Genomic DNA, 13,806 nt, shown 5'->3' with positions numbered 1-13,806 from the left:
TGAGTTAGAGCCTCACGGTACTCGCAGCGCCCCGAAGGGCAGGACGCCGCGAGGAAGCGCTACCACGTCGCGCTCGCGGCCGAGCGAGCCGGCGCCCTGGCGTGCGAGCGCATCGGCGTAGGAGCCCGGAACGATCCCGCGGGTAGCCCGCCCCTCCAGGAGGGCGACGAGCTGGCTCACCAGCACGTCCCGATCCGCGCCTTGGCGGGTCAAGATGTCGGCGAACTCGGCATTGCGAGCCCTGTCAGAGGCGCGGCCGACGGCGTTGAGCCCGATCCGGGCGCCCCGCAGCGCCGCCGGGGCCGCTGCTGCCGGCCATCCGCCGATCGCCGCCGCCACGGCCGTCAGCCCGGCATCCTTCCCGCTCGGGATGAGGTCCCGGACCGACATGGCGTCGGCACCGCGGCTGCGCTGTGCGGTCTGCGAGCCGCGAGCCACGTCGTTGAAGCTCTGGCGCATCGCCGCGTTGGCGTCGATCGTGACCGCGAGCGCATCCACGGCGTCCCGGCCAAACGTCGTCTCAAGCTTCTGGCGGTTCCAGTCCGCCGGCCGCTTCAACTCGCCAGACAGCGCCGTCAGGTCGTTCGCGGCGTTCCCCACGGTGCGGTCGAGGTCCGCCCTCACACCGGCCCGCAAGGCCGCCTGCTGTTCGATCGGACGGCCCACAAGGTCGGCCGCGAAGTCGGCAGGGTGGATCGCCCTGTCCCCGCCGCCGAGGACACGCTGCCCGCTCTCCAGCGCCTCCGACGCCCTGGCCGCGGTACGATACGCAAGGTTCGCGTCGGCGTATCCGGGCACCTGGGCTTCCAGGGCGCCATTCAGGCGGCCCCGTACCCGGGCGAGCGCACCGTCTTCCTTGCTGAGGGCGCCCCGCGGCACGCCGATGGTCTGGTCTCCGAAGTCGATCAGCTCATCCAGCGCGCCCTTGGCGTTGTGGAGGTAGCGGGCATCCGAGCGCGGTACGAGGCCCCGGTCCGTCTGCTGCGTCAGGAGATCCCGAGCCCGCAGGAGCGCCGCCCGCTCGGCCCCCGCGGCGGTGTTGAGCCGCTGGCCGATCTCCGTCAGGGCCTCGGTCGTGTCGATCGCCCCCTCGTGCGTCAGGGCTCGCTCATACAGAGGTCCCGCCGCTGCCCGCTTGTCCACGAACTGAGCCTCGACCTGTGACGGCACAGGGGCAGGGCCGACCGCCTCCTCGAGGCCGCGGGCAAGGCGCGCATCGGTTCCGGCATCGCGAGCGCGCAAGGTGCTGACGACCTTCTCGCCCGGGGCGCCAGGGTTCGCGGCGAGGCCCTGAGCACGGCCGAGGAACGGCTGCGCCGCATCGAGGAGCATCCCGCCCGGACCAAGCTCCGCAAGGCGGGCCTGTACTGCATCCGGCCCCGCCTCGGTGAGAGCCCGGGCCGCCTCCTTCGTTGTGCGGGCGCTTAGGCCAGAAACCCGCTCGGGCAGGAGTGAGGCGGCTCCGCGGACGGCACGGGAAAGAGCAGCGCCGGCCGGGACACCTGCCGCGCCGCCAACAGCACCAGCGGCCGCGCCCCATCCGGCATTCACCGCCCTGTCGATCGATTCCCCTTCGCCCTGGCCGAAACCCGTCAAGCCCCCCAGGGCTACCCCACTACCCCCCGCCATCGCCATCTGGCGACCGATCGTCGAACCGCCGACACCGAACGCCGCCGGTGCCGCCGCCATCAAGGGCAGGGTCGCAGCCACCCCGCCGGCTACCTCGCCGCCGCCGGTGAGGTATGGGTGCTGCTCCCGGGCTCGCACGAGATCCTGGCGGTTGGCGGCTACGGCGGCATCGTAGGCCTCGGTTGCCCCGGCCTCGGCGCGGAGATAGCGGGCGGCTCCCTCAGCGCCCTGGGCGATCAGGCCGAGAGGACCGTTGCGGAGGTTCCACGCCGCGACCTGCCTGAGCCTGTCGCCTATCGATCCGTCGCCCGGGCCGGCGTCGATTTGCTGGCGCATCGGCGAGGCCGCCAGGAGGCCGCGGGCCTCGTCCCCAAAGCCGAACGTGGCGCCCTGCTCTGCGCCGCGAAGGAATGCCTCGCCGCCCCCTATCGGGGCAGCCCGGGCGGTGGCCTCCGCCTTGAACTTCGCGAAGTCGTCGGGATCGAACTCGGCAGCAGGCCGCTCGAACGGGTTTCCGACAGCGACCGGCGGCCCACCCCGTCCCCCAGCCCGGGGGAGCAGGTTGCGGGACTTGAAGCGCTCGAAATCGGCGAGGTCGAAGGCGTCGGCCATCCGTCAGTACCCTTCCTGCTGGAGGCGGGAGTAGATTTCCTGCCGGGAGAGGCCGGAGCCCTGAAGCTGGCGAAAGCGATCCCCGGCGGACGGCTTCGGGGCACTCTGCTGCTGTGACGAGGCCGGCTGCGCGGCGCCCTGACCGCCCGGACGGTAAGGCACGATGGCCCCCGACTGGTCGAACACGCTGCGCGGGACGTAGCTTGGACCGCCCTCGCGCCCCATGGCCTCGATCGCCCGCTGTCGGTTCACGCGTTTCTGAGCGATCACGTCGGCACCGTCGCCGGGCTGCGGGAAGTATTGAGTGTCGGCGTTCTCGAACTCCTTCTGAGAGATCGCCGCACCGGACTCACGCCGCAGCTGCGAATTCACGAAGTCCTTCTTCGCCTGCTCGAACCGCTGCCGATCCGAGGTCTTGAAGGAATTCGGCGTGAACTGGCTGACGGATCCCGCCGCGCCGCCGCCAAGCCCGCTGTTGATGTCCTCCAGACCACGAAGCACCTGCTCCGAGCCCATCATGCGATCGGTGAAGCCGGCCGCCTTGCCCTGATCGTTGTTGAAGCGCCCGGTGGCGAAGGGGTTCGTGGCCGCATTCGCCTCGGGCGGGGCACCCCCGTAATTTACGGGCTCCCACGCCCCGGTCTGCGGGTTCAGCTGTCGGTCGACCTTCGAGCCGTCCGACAAGGTGAAGGTCTTGACCTGCGGCGCGCCTGGGCTGCCGCGCGCTACGGCGTTGCCGGCCTCGTCGTACCGAACCTGATTGGGGCCAAGTGTGAAGGACCCGTCTTTGGCCTGGAGCGCAACGGTGCGCTGACCCGTCCGGGTGTTCACGTTCCAGGTGTTGCCCTTGTCGTCCGTCTCCTGGCGGTACTGCTCGGTCGGAGGCACGAAGCCCTTCAGAAGTTCATTCGCGTAGGACTGGTTCGCGACGGCGGCCCGCGCCTGGGGCAGCGTCATGCCGGGGTTCTTCTGCATCGCCAGTTGGGCAAGCTGATCACTGTTGCCCAGCGATTGCCGAAGCTTCAGCATGGACTCTGCCTGCTTGGCGCTGGCGAGATCCCGGGCCTGGGAAGAATTCGACAGCTGGTCGGCGTACTGCACGCCGGTAGCGATGGCGGGTCCGATCCCGCGCTTCGTCATCAGACCCATACCGACGCCCATCAGGAGATCGGAATAGGGGCTGATCCCCGACCGGAACCTATCAAACATGCTCGGCCCCTCGCCGCCAAGCGCACCACCCTGGACAGCCACAGCCTGGGGTGTGGTTTCCGCTGGCGGATCCCAACTGCCCGTGCCGCCGAACTCTGTCGGCCGCGGCGGCGGGAGCGGCGGGTTCGACATGCCGCCCTCCGGCGCAGCGTCGTCATCCACGGGCCGGGCCGGGAGGGCACCGAAGGGGCGGATGCGGGGCACCGATGCGTCGCGGTTAGGAGCCGCCTGCGACGGCAGCGGCATCCCCCCGGCGGCAGAGCCCGGTCCGAAACTCAGGGGCGAGCCCCCGGGAGCTTGGGGTTCAGGCTCCGGCATCGGCAAGGCGCCGAACGCCCGCAGGCCACCCATGCCCGGAGGCAGGCCGCCGGTCGGCTGACCGCCGAGCCCCGGCATCCCACCCGCAAAGGCGTAGGGCGACGGGGCCGGCATCTGGTTGCCGCCGGGCTGCTGTCCGAGCATCGGTCGGCCGTAATCATCAACGCCGAATAGGCCGCCAAGACCGAAGGCCATGCGGTTACCTCCCAAGAATGAGTTGCATGGTGCAAAGGCTAAGCATCAGGCCACGCCCTGCACGTCGAGGAGGGCGCCGTAGCTCGTCAGAACTGTTCGCACGGCAGCATCCGCCCGGTTGTAATCGTCCATCGCAACCAGCATCGCCGCTTGTGCCTCCAAGGACTGCCCGCCCCGGTCCGCGGTCGGAGGCGGGAGGGCCGCGGCGAACAGATCGCAGGCCGCTTGCAGGCCCCGCAGGAGATCGATGGCGGCCAGCCGGTGCGCCTCTCGCTCTGCGGCCAGCACGTCGCGATTGGGGCCGATCACGTCGCCGTGCGGCACGGCAAACTCGGGCTGCGCGATCATCGCCGGCCACCCGCGCGGCGGCGCGGCTCCTCCTGCGCGGCGCGACGCGTCGCCTTGTGATAATCGACCGCCAAGAGCCCATCCGGTCGCCGCACGACAGCATCGGGCTCGTGCTCGGCCACGTCCTGCGCCAGGAGGCCAATCAAGGTCTGAGGGCTACCAGCATAGTTGTAGGCATAGACGGTCTGACCATCTTTTAGCTTGCCGACAGGCTCGACGTTCTCCTTTGCGCGCTCGTCCGAAAGGGCAGTCATCGCCATGGGGATGCCCTTCGCCAGCAAGGAGTTGCTGTCCGACCTACCGAGGATGCTCGCGCCTGTGAGGCCGGCACCAAGAAGCGTCTGTAAAACTCCGGGCTGCGGGGTTTCGGTCTTCGAGACGGTCGTTCCGCTGCCGAACCCACCCAATCCAGCAATCGGTTGGATCACCGACTGATAGAGCCCGAGTTGCTTCCAGCGCGCGTTGTTCGTGTCGTCGAAATACTCCCGATCAGCGTTGATCTGATCCTGCCGGGCGGCATCCTGGATCGCGCCGGCCTGGGCGAGCGTCTGACCGGGCTGGAGCGCCGCCTGCTGCAAGGTCGGGATAGCCGAGATGCCGGACAGAGCCGCTGCGCGATCGCCCGTCGCGATGCCGGCAAGGCCCGCGGCGCGGTTCGAGGCGATAGAGGCGTTCTGCGCCTGCTGGCTGGCAAGCTGGTTCGCGGCCGAGAGAGCCTGAGCATCCCCAGCCATGCCAAGATTGGCACCCTGAGCGGCAAAGGAGGCGTTCTGAGCTTGTCCGGAGCCGATGGCGCCGATGAGCCCCTGTTGGAGGCCGGCGCGGGCGTTGTTCGCGCTGTCGATCGCGGACGCAGCCTGCGCCTGGCGCTGGGCCTGGGTGTTGTAGTCCTGATACCGAAGGTTGCCCTCGTTCGCCGACACGGCGTCGGCCACGGCGTTACCCATGGCGCCCGAGCCGTAGCGGCCGGAAGCCGCCATCTGCTGCGCCACGCGTGAGGCCGCCGACGCATTCGAGCGGTTCACGATGTCGTCCAGGTAGGGATTGCCGGCGAGGTAATTACCGTTCGCCACGTCCTGAAGGCTGGTCTGGGTCTGCGTCGGGCCAGCGTTCGCGGCCATCAGGTTGCGATAGTCGCCCTCGGTGCCGACCACGTTCCCGCCAGCCAGTCGGCTGCCGACCGTCTGCGCGAGGCCGTTCGGATCGGCCGCGCGAGCCGCAAGCGCCGCCGTCGGGCTCGTGTCCACGCCCGTAATGCCGGAATAGGCGTTGCTCGCGGCCTGCGTCCCGGCAGTCTGGCCGCCGTTGGTCATCAGGTCGCCGATGAGCCCGTTGCCGGCCTGGACACCAGCCTGCCCCGTCGTGGCGTTCTGGCTGAGGTAGTCGAGGCCCGATTGCGTGGTGCTGCCGAGCCCGGCAGTGCGCGGGCCCTGGTACACATCCCGGCCGGAGCCGCCGCTGTAGAGGTTCTGGGCGTCGGTCAGGATCTGGCCGAGCATCGGAAAGGTGGGTTCCCAGGGGTTTTTGACCTGGGATGTGTTCTCAGTCTTCGTCTGAGTGGTAGATCCGCCGCCGCCGTTCAATTCGGCCTCCCGAGATGCTTGGTGTAGTGAATGCCGCCCTCGGAGGGCTTGGCGTCATAGTCGCGAGCGATACGCTGCCAGCCAGGGCGCCCCTCGAACTCGACTGTCTTGGCGCCTGCCGTCCGGGCCAGCTGCTCGATGACGCCGAGCACGGCAGGCCAGTCTGCGAAGCGGCGCCCGCCCGTCACGAGGATCCAAGTTCTGCGGCCGGTCTGTGCGTAATCCCTGACCTGCACGACAGCGGCGCACGCGGGGCGCCCTTCCTCGTCGTGCCCTACGATCAGATCCGCCGCGCCGCTCGCGCAGGCGTCGCGGAGATCGTCCGCGTTCAGAGTGCATTCCGGACGGGAAAAGACCGGCCCGAGCATCCCGGCGAGGCGGGGCCACGCCTCCTCCACATGGGCGGCCGGGACACCCGACATTCGCAGCAGAGCGGCAGGGGGCGGGGCGAGATCCATCCCGGGCGCCCTAAGCGACCTGATCTCGGGGCGCCGGAGCCCGAACGACTCGCCCTTGGGTTCCAACCCGACGACGCTTCTTGGATGCGTCCGTGAGAGCAGTGGCGCAGCCGCCTCTCGTCACCTTCACGCACTTCCGAGATTCGACAGCGAAGTTCGGCGGTGCATTCGACTTCATATCCGCACCGTTCTCGATCGCTGTCCGCAGGGCGCAGCGCACGAACTCGGACCTGCTCATGCCCAGGGCGTGGGCTGCGGCGGTCAGATCAGGGGCGAGGGAAGGTTCGGCCCTCAAGAACAAGAAGGAACTGTACCGCATCTCATATCACGATGGGTGGCAGGATTACCGAAATATATATTCCAACGGCTCGCACGTCAATACTGATTAGAAATAAATCTTTGTATGTCTCGGCGCAATACAATGTATTATCTACCCCATCTTGCTGTTAAAGGGCTAAGGATCTCGCGACCCCAAACCACGAGGGGGCAGGCCGGAGCCCATGGGCGGCGGCACGCCCGGCCTTCCCCCATAGGGGTGGAACTTTGTGGGAGGGTACTTGGGTGGACTTTGCGGGGCTTTGGGGTTGAAATACACGGGCCAAAAAATTATATAAATCAGCACCTTAGGCGCGGCATGCGCGGAGGAGGCATTTCACTTTGAGGGACTTTGGGGGGGGCTCTCGAGCGATCACACCAAAAAGTAGAAATTCATCAATTAAATCAACAGCTTGACTCCAACGGAGCCGGCACTTTGTGGGCACTTTGGGGGATGCGGCGAGGGTACTTTGTGGGCCGACTTGTGACCCCTGAGGCGCGTAGCAGCTAATCTTGTATATCAACCTGACATATGGGCGGGGCTTCTGCTGCTCTGAGTGGTGCTACTAACGTGCCTCCACTCCGCACTTGCCGGCTTGTGCGAAGCGTCCTCGGCAAGCGCGGGCGGGCTCCAGCGCGGGCGTTCGCTATCCATCCAGAGTGCCCCGATCCGTGAAAATGCTATCCTGGAGACCGGCGTCCGGACCCACTTGCTGAATCAGAAGATAGGCGGGACCAGCTACCGGATCGTACCCCAGGACTATGGTGACGGTCTCGGCTGAGGCCGCCCGGCTCCGGGACTACACCTGGGTTGGGCCCGAGCGCTACCAGCTCGACCGTGACGACGACACCGCATTAACCCCGGTGGTAGCCCTCGCGCGCGCCAGGAGGCGCTTTTCGGAACAGGACGCTGAGGTTATTGGCGGGCATCGCGATGCGCTGCGCCAGGCGAAGTCCGTGCGGGGAGGCGGCCTGCTCAACATCCTGAACGTCCCGGATGCCCCAGGCCGGATCACGCGCCCGGAGGTCCGTGTCGAAGGCGGCGTTGCTCGGGGCGGTGTGCCGCCCGTCCTCCATGTACGGGCCATAGAGGTACAGCAGTCCGCCTTCCGGCAGGACCCGGGCGGCTCCCGCGAGCAAGCCCAGCGTCGCCGACCAGGGCGAGATATGAACCATGTTGATGGCCACGACCACGTCCGCCTGCGCTACCGGCCAGACGGGCGATGCGGCGTCGAGGTCGAGAGGGGCAAGGAGGTTGGCCAAGTCTGCAATCTTCGCGTGGGCTGCGATGCTCGCACGGGCGCGGGGCTCTGGATCAGTCGGCTGCCAGCGCAGACCGGGCAGCGCCGCGGCGAAGTAGGCGGCGTGCTCGCCCGAGCCGGCGGCGACCTCCAGCACGAGGCCCGAGGCCGGCAGATGCTCCCGCAGGACGGAGAGGATCGCGCCCCGATTGCGCGCGACCGCCGGGGCGGTCATGGCTTCCCCGGTATCATGTGCGACTGGCATCGGCTCCCCTGCGGTCTAGGTGTCAGTTCGATGGTCGCAATTCGACGTCACGGACTCGGAGCGTCGGCGCGTCTGTCGCCCCGTAGGCACGCTTGGCTAGCAGATCTCCCGAACGCACGCGTTGGGTTTGATACAGCCCTCGCCCCCATTAGGGGGTGCATACCGGGTGCCGCCTCTACGGGTCTGCGCGCCGCCGATCCATCGCCGCCTCTGCCTCCCGGATCATCTCGTCCAGGTCCCGCCCTGCCTTCGCGATGATCCGCCGGAGCGCGATGGCCCGGGCAGTGTACCGCCCATGCTTCCAGTTCGCCCGTGCGGCTCTATCCCGGCCCTCAGGGGTCTTGGCGCCCGTGCTGGCACCCCCATGCCGGTAACACCGCCCGTTCGGCATCCCGGGGGCCTCACAGGCGATCCCTGAGCGGGTGCGAGCGCCACACCGGGGCGCCTGCCGTGCCTTGTCGAGGGCGGCCCGCCAGTTGGGGCCATGGGGTGCGTCGGCCGATTTCACCCCTACCCCCCGACCCGTTTGCGGGAGCGAGGCCCCCCGGTCACGCTACCGGCCACCACAGCCTGCGCGCCGCCTCCGATATGGTTGTGCTGAACCACGACGACCTGCCGGCCACCCGACCGCATCCGCTGTAGGGTCTGCATCCCGGCCTGGTACGAGCCCGTCAGCCGCACGAAGGCCCGGGACATGCGCTCGGCCTCGACGCACGCTGCCTGGCGGGCAGCCCCGAGGGAGCGACTGGCCTCGGTCATCTGCTGCTGCATCAGGGCCGCCGCCGTCATCGCTGCGACGTGGGCAGTCGCGAGCTGGTGGGCGAGCATCCGTTCGAGCCCGTCAGCGGCCTGGATGCTGTCGGCCGTGTCGAGGACCATCTCCAGGGAGCCGGCATTCTTGGCGAGGTCGAGCCGATCCCTGCTGGCATCGGCAGCTACAGCATCAGGGCTCGCCAAGGTGTCGAGGATCGCCGGCAGGGTGTTCTCTGCGAAGTCCTCGGCCGGCATCAGCTCGCCGCCGGCAGCGCGATGCGTGTCGATTGGCAAGGGTGCACGGGCGGCCTCCTCGTACCGATCGGCGATCCCTGACGGACCGCCTCTCTCCTCTGCCCTAATGCGGGCTACGCCGAGGAGATCGTCTCCGGACTTCCTTCGGTTCATCGGCAATTCTCTCAGCTGCGTCGGCACGTGGTCACTCAGAGGTGCCTAGATGAGGCCTGCTGCGCTGCCAGTTCGCATTCGTCATCCGGCCGCATCACCCGCACTTCGCACAATGTGGCGGCCAGCTCGTCCGATACGCCAGGCGCCACCGCTCGGATGCGCTCGGGCGTGATGGCGCGCCAGTTGGGGTCCTCCCGTCTCAAGACGCGGATCGCCTCCGGGTTGATCTCCAGCAGCCGCTCGACGGCGAGTAGCGCTTCAGCATAATTCGCCGCGGCAGGCTCCGTCAGGTGCCATTCTCGCAGATAATGAGCATAGCCAGGAGTCTGGAAGGCGGGCGCTATCATGCTAAAACGCACCGCCGCGCCTTCTTCGATCATCGGCGGCACCGCAGGTTGTTCGAGATAAAGGCAGTGAATGATTTCGTGAGCCAGCATGAAGGAGGCCAAATCAATACATTTTGCACCCGCAAGCGGTAGAAGTATTATCGCCGCAGCTTTCTCTTCCAGAAATCTCACGCTGCCATTGATACCACAGAATACTATACCGCCGATTATCAAGCCGTTTCGCCATTCAAGAGGACCATATTCCTGTTCTGCGGCTTGCATCAGCTGCCATGCGAGCGGCGCCAAGTCCGGCGCAACGATCACCTGACCGTCTTCGGTCGCTTGTCGCTCCGATGATGTGTTGTCGGTCATCGAAACCTAATCCCCGGAATTTCTTGAGGGCGTTCGACCGTCTGGATCAGCTTTGCATTGTAGCAAAGGAGACAACAAACGACGAGCTAAAAGAGAATTTTTATTCCCGAGGGCGCACTTCTCGCGAGGATGAAAAAAGGCACCTCACTCATATGAAGTTACAACGCTCCGGAACACGCTGCCAGCGGCCGTTCCGCCCACCACTTGATGGAAATATGCAGCAAGACAGCCATCGTCAGCGATAAGTAGGGGTTATGGATGACGAGGATGGGAATGCCTATGCGGATGCAATCGGCGTTGTGGGATCAAAACGAGCAGGCCTTTAGCCGGAATAGGTACCCGCCTACGGACCAAGCCCCTGCCGGCGAGCACGATCGCGGCGCCCGTTAGGATCAGCAGGGTGTCACCAAGCGACAGGGCGCGCTGGGCATCCTGTCACCGCCATAGGTTCAGCGGTGCCACGTCACTCAGCCGCGGCGGCATCGGCCTTCTTAGGCCGGCCACGGCGGGCCGCAGACGTGGTCGGCTTAGCCTCGGCCTCAGCCTTACGCGCGGCCGCCTGATCGCGCCGGATCTGGCCGAGCCCCAGGCTCTTGGCGAGCTCGGAGCGCTGGGCTGCGTAGGAGGCGGCGACCATCGGATAGTCGTGTCCGAGGCCAAACTTCTTGCGGTACTCGTCTGGCGTCATACCGCGCGTCGTGAGATGCCGCTTGAGGCTCTTGTACGGCTTGCCGTCCAGGAAGCTCGTGATTGCGTCGGGAGTGATCGACTTCCGGATCTGTGCCGCAGTGACCTTGTGGTCTTCGATCGGCGCCGCAACCGGCTGGCCGAGACCTGACAGAGTTGCGTGCACGGACGCGATCAGGCCGGACAGCTCGGCTACCGGGACGTTGTTGTTCGAGACGTAAGCGCCGACGATATCGCTCGTCAGCTCGATCAGAGGGGAGGTGACGGAGGCTGCGTCTTCCATTTGTCATCCAATTCTTTCGACATACTGATGATGCGGCCCGCTCAGAATTTGGTCAAGGATATAATTCAGCAACCACCCTATAAAGCGTTGTGGGTACCGGGTGTGGATCTGCGACATCAGCAGACCACGCGCCGCTCACAGACAATCCATTTTCAACTTCTACTGCGTAGGAGTGCCGGACCAGCGCGCATTACGGCAGCCTGCAAGGGAGGAGAGCCACGCCTCGGCGCGCGGCTCTCGCGTTGCATTCACCGGCGGGGCGATGGTGAGCCTTACCGAGCGCCTGCCACACTGTTCGCCGTCTGGACGACAGCCGCGGGCAGCAGCGCGCGCTCAAGGCGCGCCTGCACACCACGCTCCACGACGCTGGCCATGGCGAGGGTGATCCGGCCGATGCCGACGGCGGTTAGGAACGCGGCGCGCAGGTTCTGCATGGGTGAGACCCTGGATTGATCGGAGCGTAGCTATGGCCGGGCGAGGCGTCCGCTGTGTGGTCCGCCTTGGGCATCTTTGAGCTCAAATGATTTCAATCGTATTCCAGGCCACTCGGGCGCCTAGCACGAACCCTCGCCACATTGCCGGGCGCCGGACCCATCACCTTACGCGACCATACAGATCAAGGTTCGTAACGCTGGCGCAGCGTTTTGGGCGACTACCCGCCGCTCACCTGCTCGGCGAAGTCCTCTGGCACCTCACCGAACTGGCCGACGATCGCGACGCTCTCAAGCTCGCCCGTCTCGTCGTCCGCCACGATACGCAGGGCCGCAGCTCCCGGCATCCGGCCAGAGATCGCCTCCGCCCGCTTGAGCGCCCCGCTCTCCGTTGGTGCCACGTCCCGGCTGCCCGGTCGCAGCCGCTTCCGGTGGATCTCGAACGTCTGCACCATGAACGTGGTCCGCATTCCCATGACGATCTCCCGAGCCTGTCATCCCCGCTCCGCACAGGCCCGAAGCTCGGCCTTGACCGGGAACCTCCGGCCTGTTTGTTCTATTTTCGTTCTTACACGGCGGAGGGCAGCGGGTGAGTCTTTTCCGGGTCGGCGACCAGGCGGTGGACGGCGGCGGGCTCGTGCGGATCCCGTTCATGCTCCCGACGCTCTGCGCCGGGTTCCCGAGCCCAGCCGAGGACTTCATCGAGGGCGCCCTGGAGCTGCCGCGCTGGCTGGTACCGAACCCGCCGGCGACCTTCATCTGGCGCGTCCGCGGCTGGTGCATGAAGGGCGCCGGCATCCACGACGAGGATCTTGCCGTGGTCGACCGCTCGCTGTCGCCCGTCTCCGGCGCGGTCGTCGTCGCGGTGATCAACGGCGAGATGAGCCTCAAGCGTTTGGTGATGACCGGCAACCGGCTCTCCCTCACGTTCGACAACCCGGAGATGGATCAGGAATTCGCCCTGGAGGACCTGGAGGAAGGCCTGCTTTGGGGCGTGCTGCTGTTCTCGGTGCGCTGGCACCACGTGAAGGCCCGGGCGAGCGTCCAGCGATGAGCCGGGCGATCGCGCTGATCGACGGCAATAGTTTCTACTGTTCCTGCGAGCGCGTGTTCGACCCGAAGCTGACCGGCGCGCCGGTGATCGTGCTCTCGAACAACGATGGCTGCGCCATCGCGCGCACGGCCGAGGCCAAGGCGCTCGGGATCCGCATGGGTGAGCCGTACTTCAAGATCCGCGACCTGTGCCGGCGGCAAAAGGTGCGGGTGTTCTCCTCGAACTATGCGCTCTACGGCGACATGTCGGCCCGAGCGAACAGCGTCTACCGGCAGTTCGCGCCCGACGTGGAGATCTACTCCATCGACGAGAGCTTCCTCGACCTCTCCGACGTGCGCGAGCGCGACCGGGTGGCGCTGGCGCGGGATCTCCGCTCGACCGTCCGGCAATGGACCGGCCTCCCGACCTGCATCGGGATTGGGCCGACGAAGACGCTCGCCAAGCTCGCCAACCACATCGCCAAGAGCATCCCGGAACTCGGGGGCGTGTGCGACCTGTCCGACGAAGCAGAGCGCGCCGCCTGGATGGTCGGGATCTCGGTCGGCGAGGTCTGGGGCATCGGGCGCGCCTCGCTCGCCCGCCTGGAGGCCATGGGCGTCGACACGGTGGCGGACCTGCGCGACCTCGATCCCCGGCCGGCGCGGGCCTCGCTGACGGTGGTGGGCGAGCGCATCATCCACGAGCTGCGCGGCCGCGCCTGCCTGCCGCTCGAGATCGTGCCGGCCCGGCGCAAGGGCTGCGCCGTCACCCGCAGCTTCTCCAGCCGGATCACCGAGCGGGCGGTGCTCGAGCAAGCGGTGGCGGCCCACGCGACGCGGCTGGGCGAAAAGCTCCGGCGCGACAGGCTCGCCGTCTCGGCCGTCACCGTCTTCTACCACACCAGCGAGCACGACCGCGGCGACCCTATGCGGTCGGTCTCCACGGTGGTGCACCTACCGGAGGCGACGAATGACAGCCGCCACCTGATCCAGGCCGCCCTCCACGGTGTAGCGAAGACCTGGAAGGAGCAGGGCCCGACGCCCTGGCGCTACAGCAAGGCCGGGCTGGTGACGACCGACCTCGTGCCGCTCAACGAAGCGCCGCGCCCGCTGTTCGATGCGCACGACCGGGAGAAGTCCGGGAAGCTGATGTCGGCCATGGACGCCTGCAACAGCCGGTTCGGGCGCGGCGCCGTGGTTCCGGCACGGGCAGGGCTCGTCGAAAAGCGCACCTGGTCGACAAAGTTCGAGATGCGCTCGCCACAGTTTACGACGCGACTAAGCGAGGTGCCGATGGTGAGCGCAGTCGTCTAATGGCAATACATATGATAATTATATGAA

Annotated in this window: 14 protein-coding genes; 2 read left to right on the top strand and 12 right to left on the bottom strand. The window is 67.1% G+C overall.

Annotation, left to right across the window (positions count from 1 at the left end; translation table 11 throughout):
• Positions 1–12: 12 nt before the first annotated feature.
• The 12 genes from DK419_RS15540 to DK419_RS15490 all read right to left on the bottom strand — a co-directional run bounded on the left by DK419_RS15540 (position 13) and on the right by DK419_RS15490 (position 11,909).
• Positions 13–2,241, bottom strand: coding sequence for a hypothetical protein (locus tag DK419_RS15540; RefSeq protein ID WP_109959870.1), 2,229 nt, complete (start codon positions 2,239–2,241; stop codon positions 13–15).
• Between the two features lie 3 nt (positions 2,242–2,244).
• Positions 2,245–3,963: a hypothetical protein gene (locus DK419_RS15535; RefSeq protein ID WP_109959869.1), complete on the bottom strand. Its 1,719-nt coding sequence runs from the start codon at positions 3,961–3,963 to the stop codon at positions 2,245–2,247.
• Between the two features lie 45 nt (positions 3,964–4,008).
• Positions 4,009–4,311, bottom strand: a complete 303-nt coding sequence (locus DK419_RS15530) for a hypothetical protein (RefSeq protein ID WP_109959868.1) — start codon at positions 4,309–4,311, stop codon at positions 4,009–4,011.
• A complete protein-coding gene (locus DK419_RS15525) occupies positions 4,308–5,810 on the bottom strand; it encodes a tail fiber domain-containing protein (RefSeq protein WP_109959867.1) in 1,503 nt (500 codons plus the stop codon). The genes DK419_RS15530 and DK419_RS15525 overlap by 4 nt, the downstream gene beginning before the upstream one ends.
• A gap of 80 nt (positions 5,811–5,890) precedes the next feature.
• Complete coding sequence (locus tag DK419_RS15520) at positions 5,891–6,352, bottom strand: hypothetical protein (RefSeq protein ID WP_109959866.1); 462 nt, start codon at positions 6,350–6,352, stop codon at positions 5,891–5,893.
• A 1,170-nt stretch (positions 6,353–7,522) separates the two neighbouring features.
• Positions 7,523–8,143: a DUF938 domain-containing protein gene (locus tag DK419_RS15510; RefSeq protein WP_245442458.1), complete on the bottom strand. Its 621-nt coding sequence runs from the start codon at positions 8,141–8,143 to the stop codon at positions 7,523–7,525.
• 205 nt (positions 8,144–8,348) lie between these two features.
• On the bottom strand, positions 8,349–8,681 hold the full coding sequence (locus tag DK419_RS29995) for an HGGxSTG domain-containing protein (protein WP_425352586.1): 333 nt from the start codon (positions 8,679–8,681) through the stop codon (positions 8,349–8,351).
• A 2-nt stretch (positions 8,682–8,683) separates the two neighbouring features.
• Positions 8,684–9,220, bottom strand: coding sequence for a hypothetical protein (locus tag DK419_RS15505; protein WP_245442456.1), 537 nt, complete (start codon positions 9,218–9,220; stop codon positions 8,684–8,686).
• A 149-nt stretch (positions 9,221–9,369) separates the two neighbouring features.
• The gene (locus tag DK419_RS28645) at positions 9,370–10,032 is read right to left on the bottom strand and encodes a hypothetical protein (RefSeq protein WP_162561245.1); all 663 of its coding nucleotides are present in this window, start codon (positions 10,030–10,032) and stop codon (positions 9,370–9,372) included.
• A 463-nt stretch (positions 10,033–10,495) separates the two neighbouring features.
• Positions 10,496–11,002: a Ros/MucR family transcriptional regulator gene (locus tag DK419_RS15495; protein ID WP_109959861.1), complete on the bottom strand. Its 507-nt coding sequence runs from the start codon at positions 11,000–11,002 to the stop codon at positions 10,496–10,498.
• 272 nt (positions 11,003–11,274) lie between these two features.
• The gene (locus DK419_RS28640; protein ID WP_162561244.1) at positions 11,275–11,436 is read right to left on the bottom strand and encodes a hypothetical protein; all 162 of its coding nucleotides are present in this window, start codon (positions 11,434–11,436) and stop codon (positions 11,275–11,277) included.
• Positions 11,437–11,654: 218 nt separating this feature from the next.
• Complete coding sequence (locus tag DK419_RS15490; RefSeq protein ID WP_109959860.1) at positions 11,655–11,909, bottom strand: hypothetical protein; 255 nt, start codon at positions 11,907–11,909, stop codon at positions 11,655–11,657.
• Positions 11,910–12,022: 113 nt separating this feature from the next.
• On the opposite strand from DK419_RS15490, the gene DK419_RS15485 reads away from it, so the two are divergent.
• Together DK419_RS15485 and DK419_RS15480 are read left to right on the top strand one after the other, a co-directional pair.
• Positions 12,023–12,487, top strand: coding sequence for a LexA family protein (locus DK419_RS15485; protein WP_208642201.1), 465 nt, complete (start codon positions 12,023–12,025; stop codon positions 12,485–12,487).
• Positions 12,484–13,779, top strand: a complete 1,296-nt coding sequence (locus tag DK419_RS15480) for a Y-family DNA polymerase (protein ID WP_109959859.1) — start codon at positions 12,484–12,486, stop codon at positions 13,777–13,779. Before DK419_RS15485 ends, DK419_RS15480 begins: the two co-directional genes overlap by 4 nt.
• Positions 13,780–13,806 lie beyond the last annotated feature (27 nt).

Source organism: Methylobacterium terrae (assembly GCF_003173755.1).
Taxonomy (GTDB): Bacteria; Pseudomonadota; Alphaproteobacteria; order Rhizobiales; family Beijerinckiaceae; genus Methylobacterium; species Methylobacterium terrae.
This window is presented reverse-complemented; position numbering and strand designations above follow the sequence as displayed.

Excerpts from the sequence above, each read along its gene's own strand:
- DK419_RS15540 (WP_109959870.1), bottom strand. The coding sequence starts at position 2,241 with ATGGCCGACGCCTTCGACCTCGCCGATTTCGAGCGCTTCAAGTCCCGC.
- DK419_RS15535 (WP_109959869.1), bottom strand. The coding sequence starts at position 3,963 with ATGGCCTTCGGTCTTGGCGGCCTATTCGGCGTTGATGATTACGGCCGA.
- DK419_RS15530 (WP_109959868.1), bottom strand. The coding sequence starts at position 4,311 with ATGATCGCGCAGCCCGAGTTTGCCGTGCCGCACGGCGACGTGATCGGC.
- DK419_RS15525 (WP_109959867.1), bottom strand. The coding sequence starts at position 5,810 with ATGCTCGGCCAGATCCTGACCGACGCCCAGAACCTCTACAGCGGCGGC.
- DK419_RS15520 (WP_109959866.1), bottom strand. The coding sequence starts at position 6,352 with ATGGATCTCGCCCCGCCCCCTGCCGCTCTGCTGCGAATGTCGGGTGTC.
- DK419_RS15510 (WP_245442458.1), bottom strand. The coding sequence starts at position 8,143 with ATGACCGCCCCGGCGGTCGCGCGCAATCGGGGCGCGATCCTCTCCGTC.
- DK419_RS28645 (WP_162561245.1), bottom strand. The coding sequence starts at position 10,032 with ATGACCGACAACACATCATCGGAGCGACAAGCGACCGAAGACGGTCAG.
- DK419_RS15495 (WP_109959861.1), bottom strand. The coding sequence starts at position 11,002 with ATGGAAGACGCAGCCTCCGTCACCTCCCCTCTGATCGAGCTGACGAGC.
- DK419_RS28640 (WP_162561244.1), bottom strand. The coding sequence starts at position 11,436 with ATGCAGAACCTGCGCGCCGCGTTCCTAACCGCCGTCGGCATCGGCCGG.
- DK419_RS15490 (WP_109959860.1), bottom strand. The coding sequence starts at position 11,909 with ATGGGAATGCGGACCACGTTCATGGTGCAGACGTTCGAGATCCACCGG.
- DK419_RS15480 (WP_109959859.1), top strand. The coding sequence starts at position 12,484 with ATGAGCCGGGCGATCGCGCTGATCGACGGCAATAGTTTCTACTGTTCC.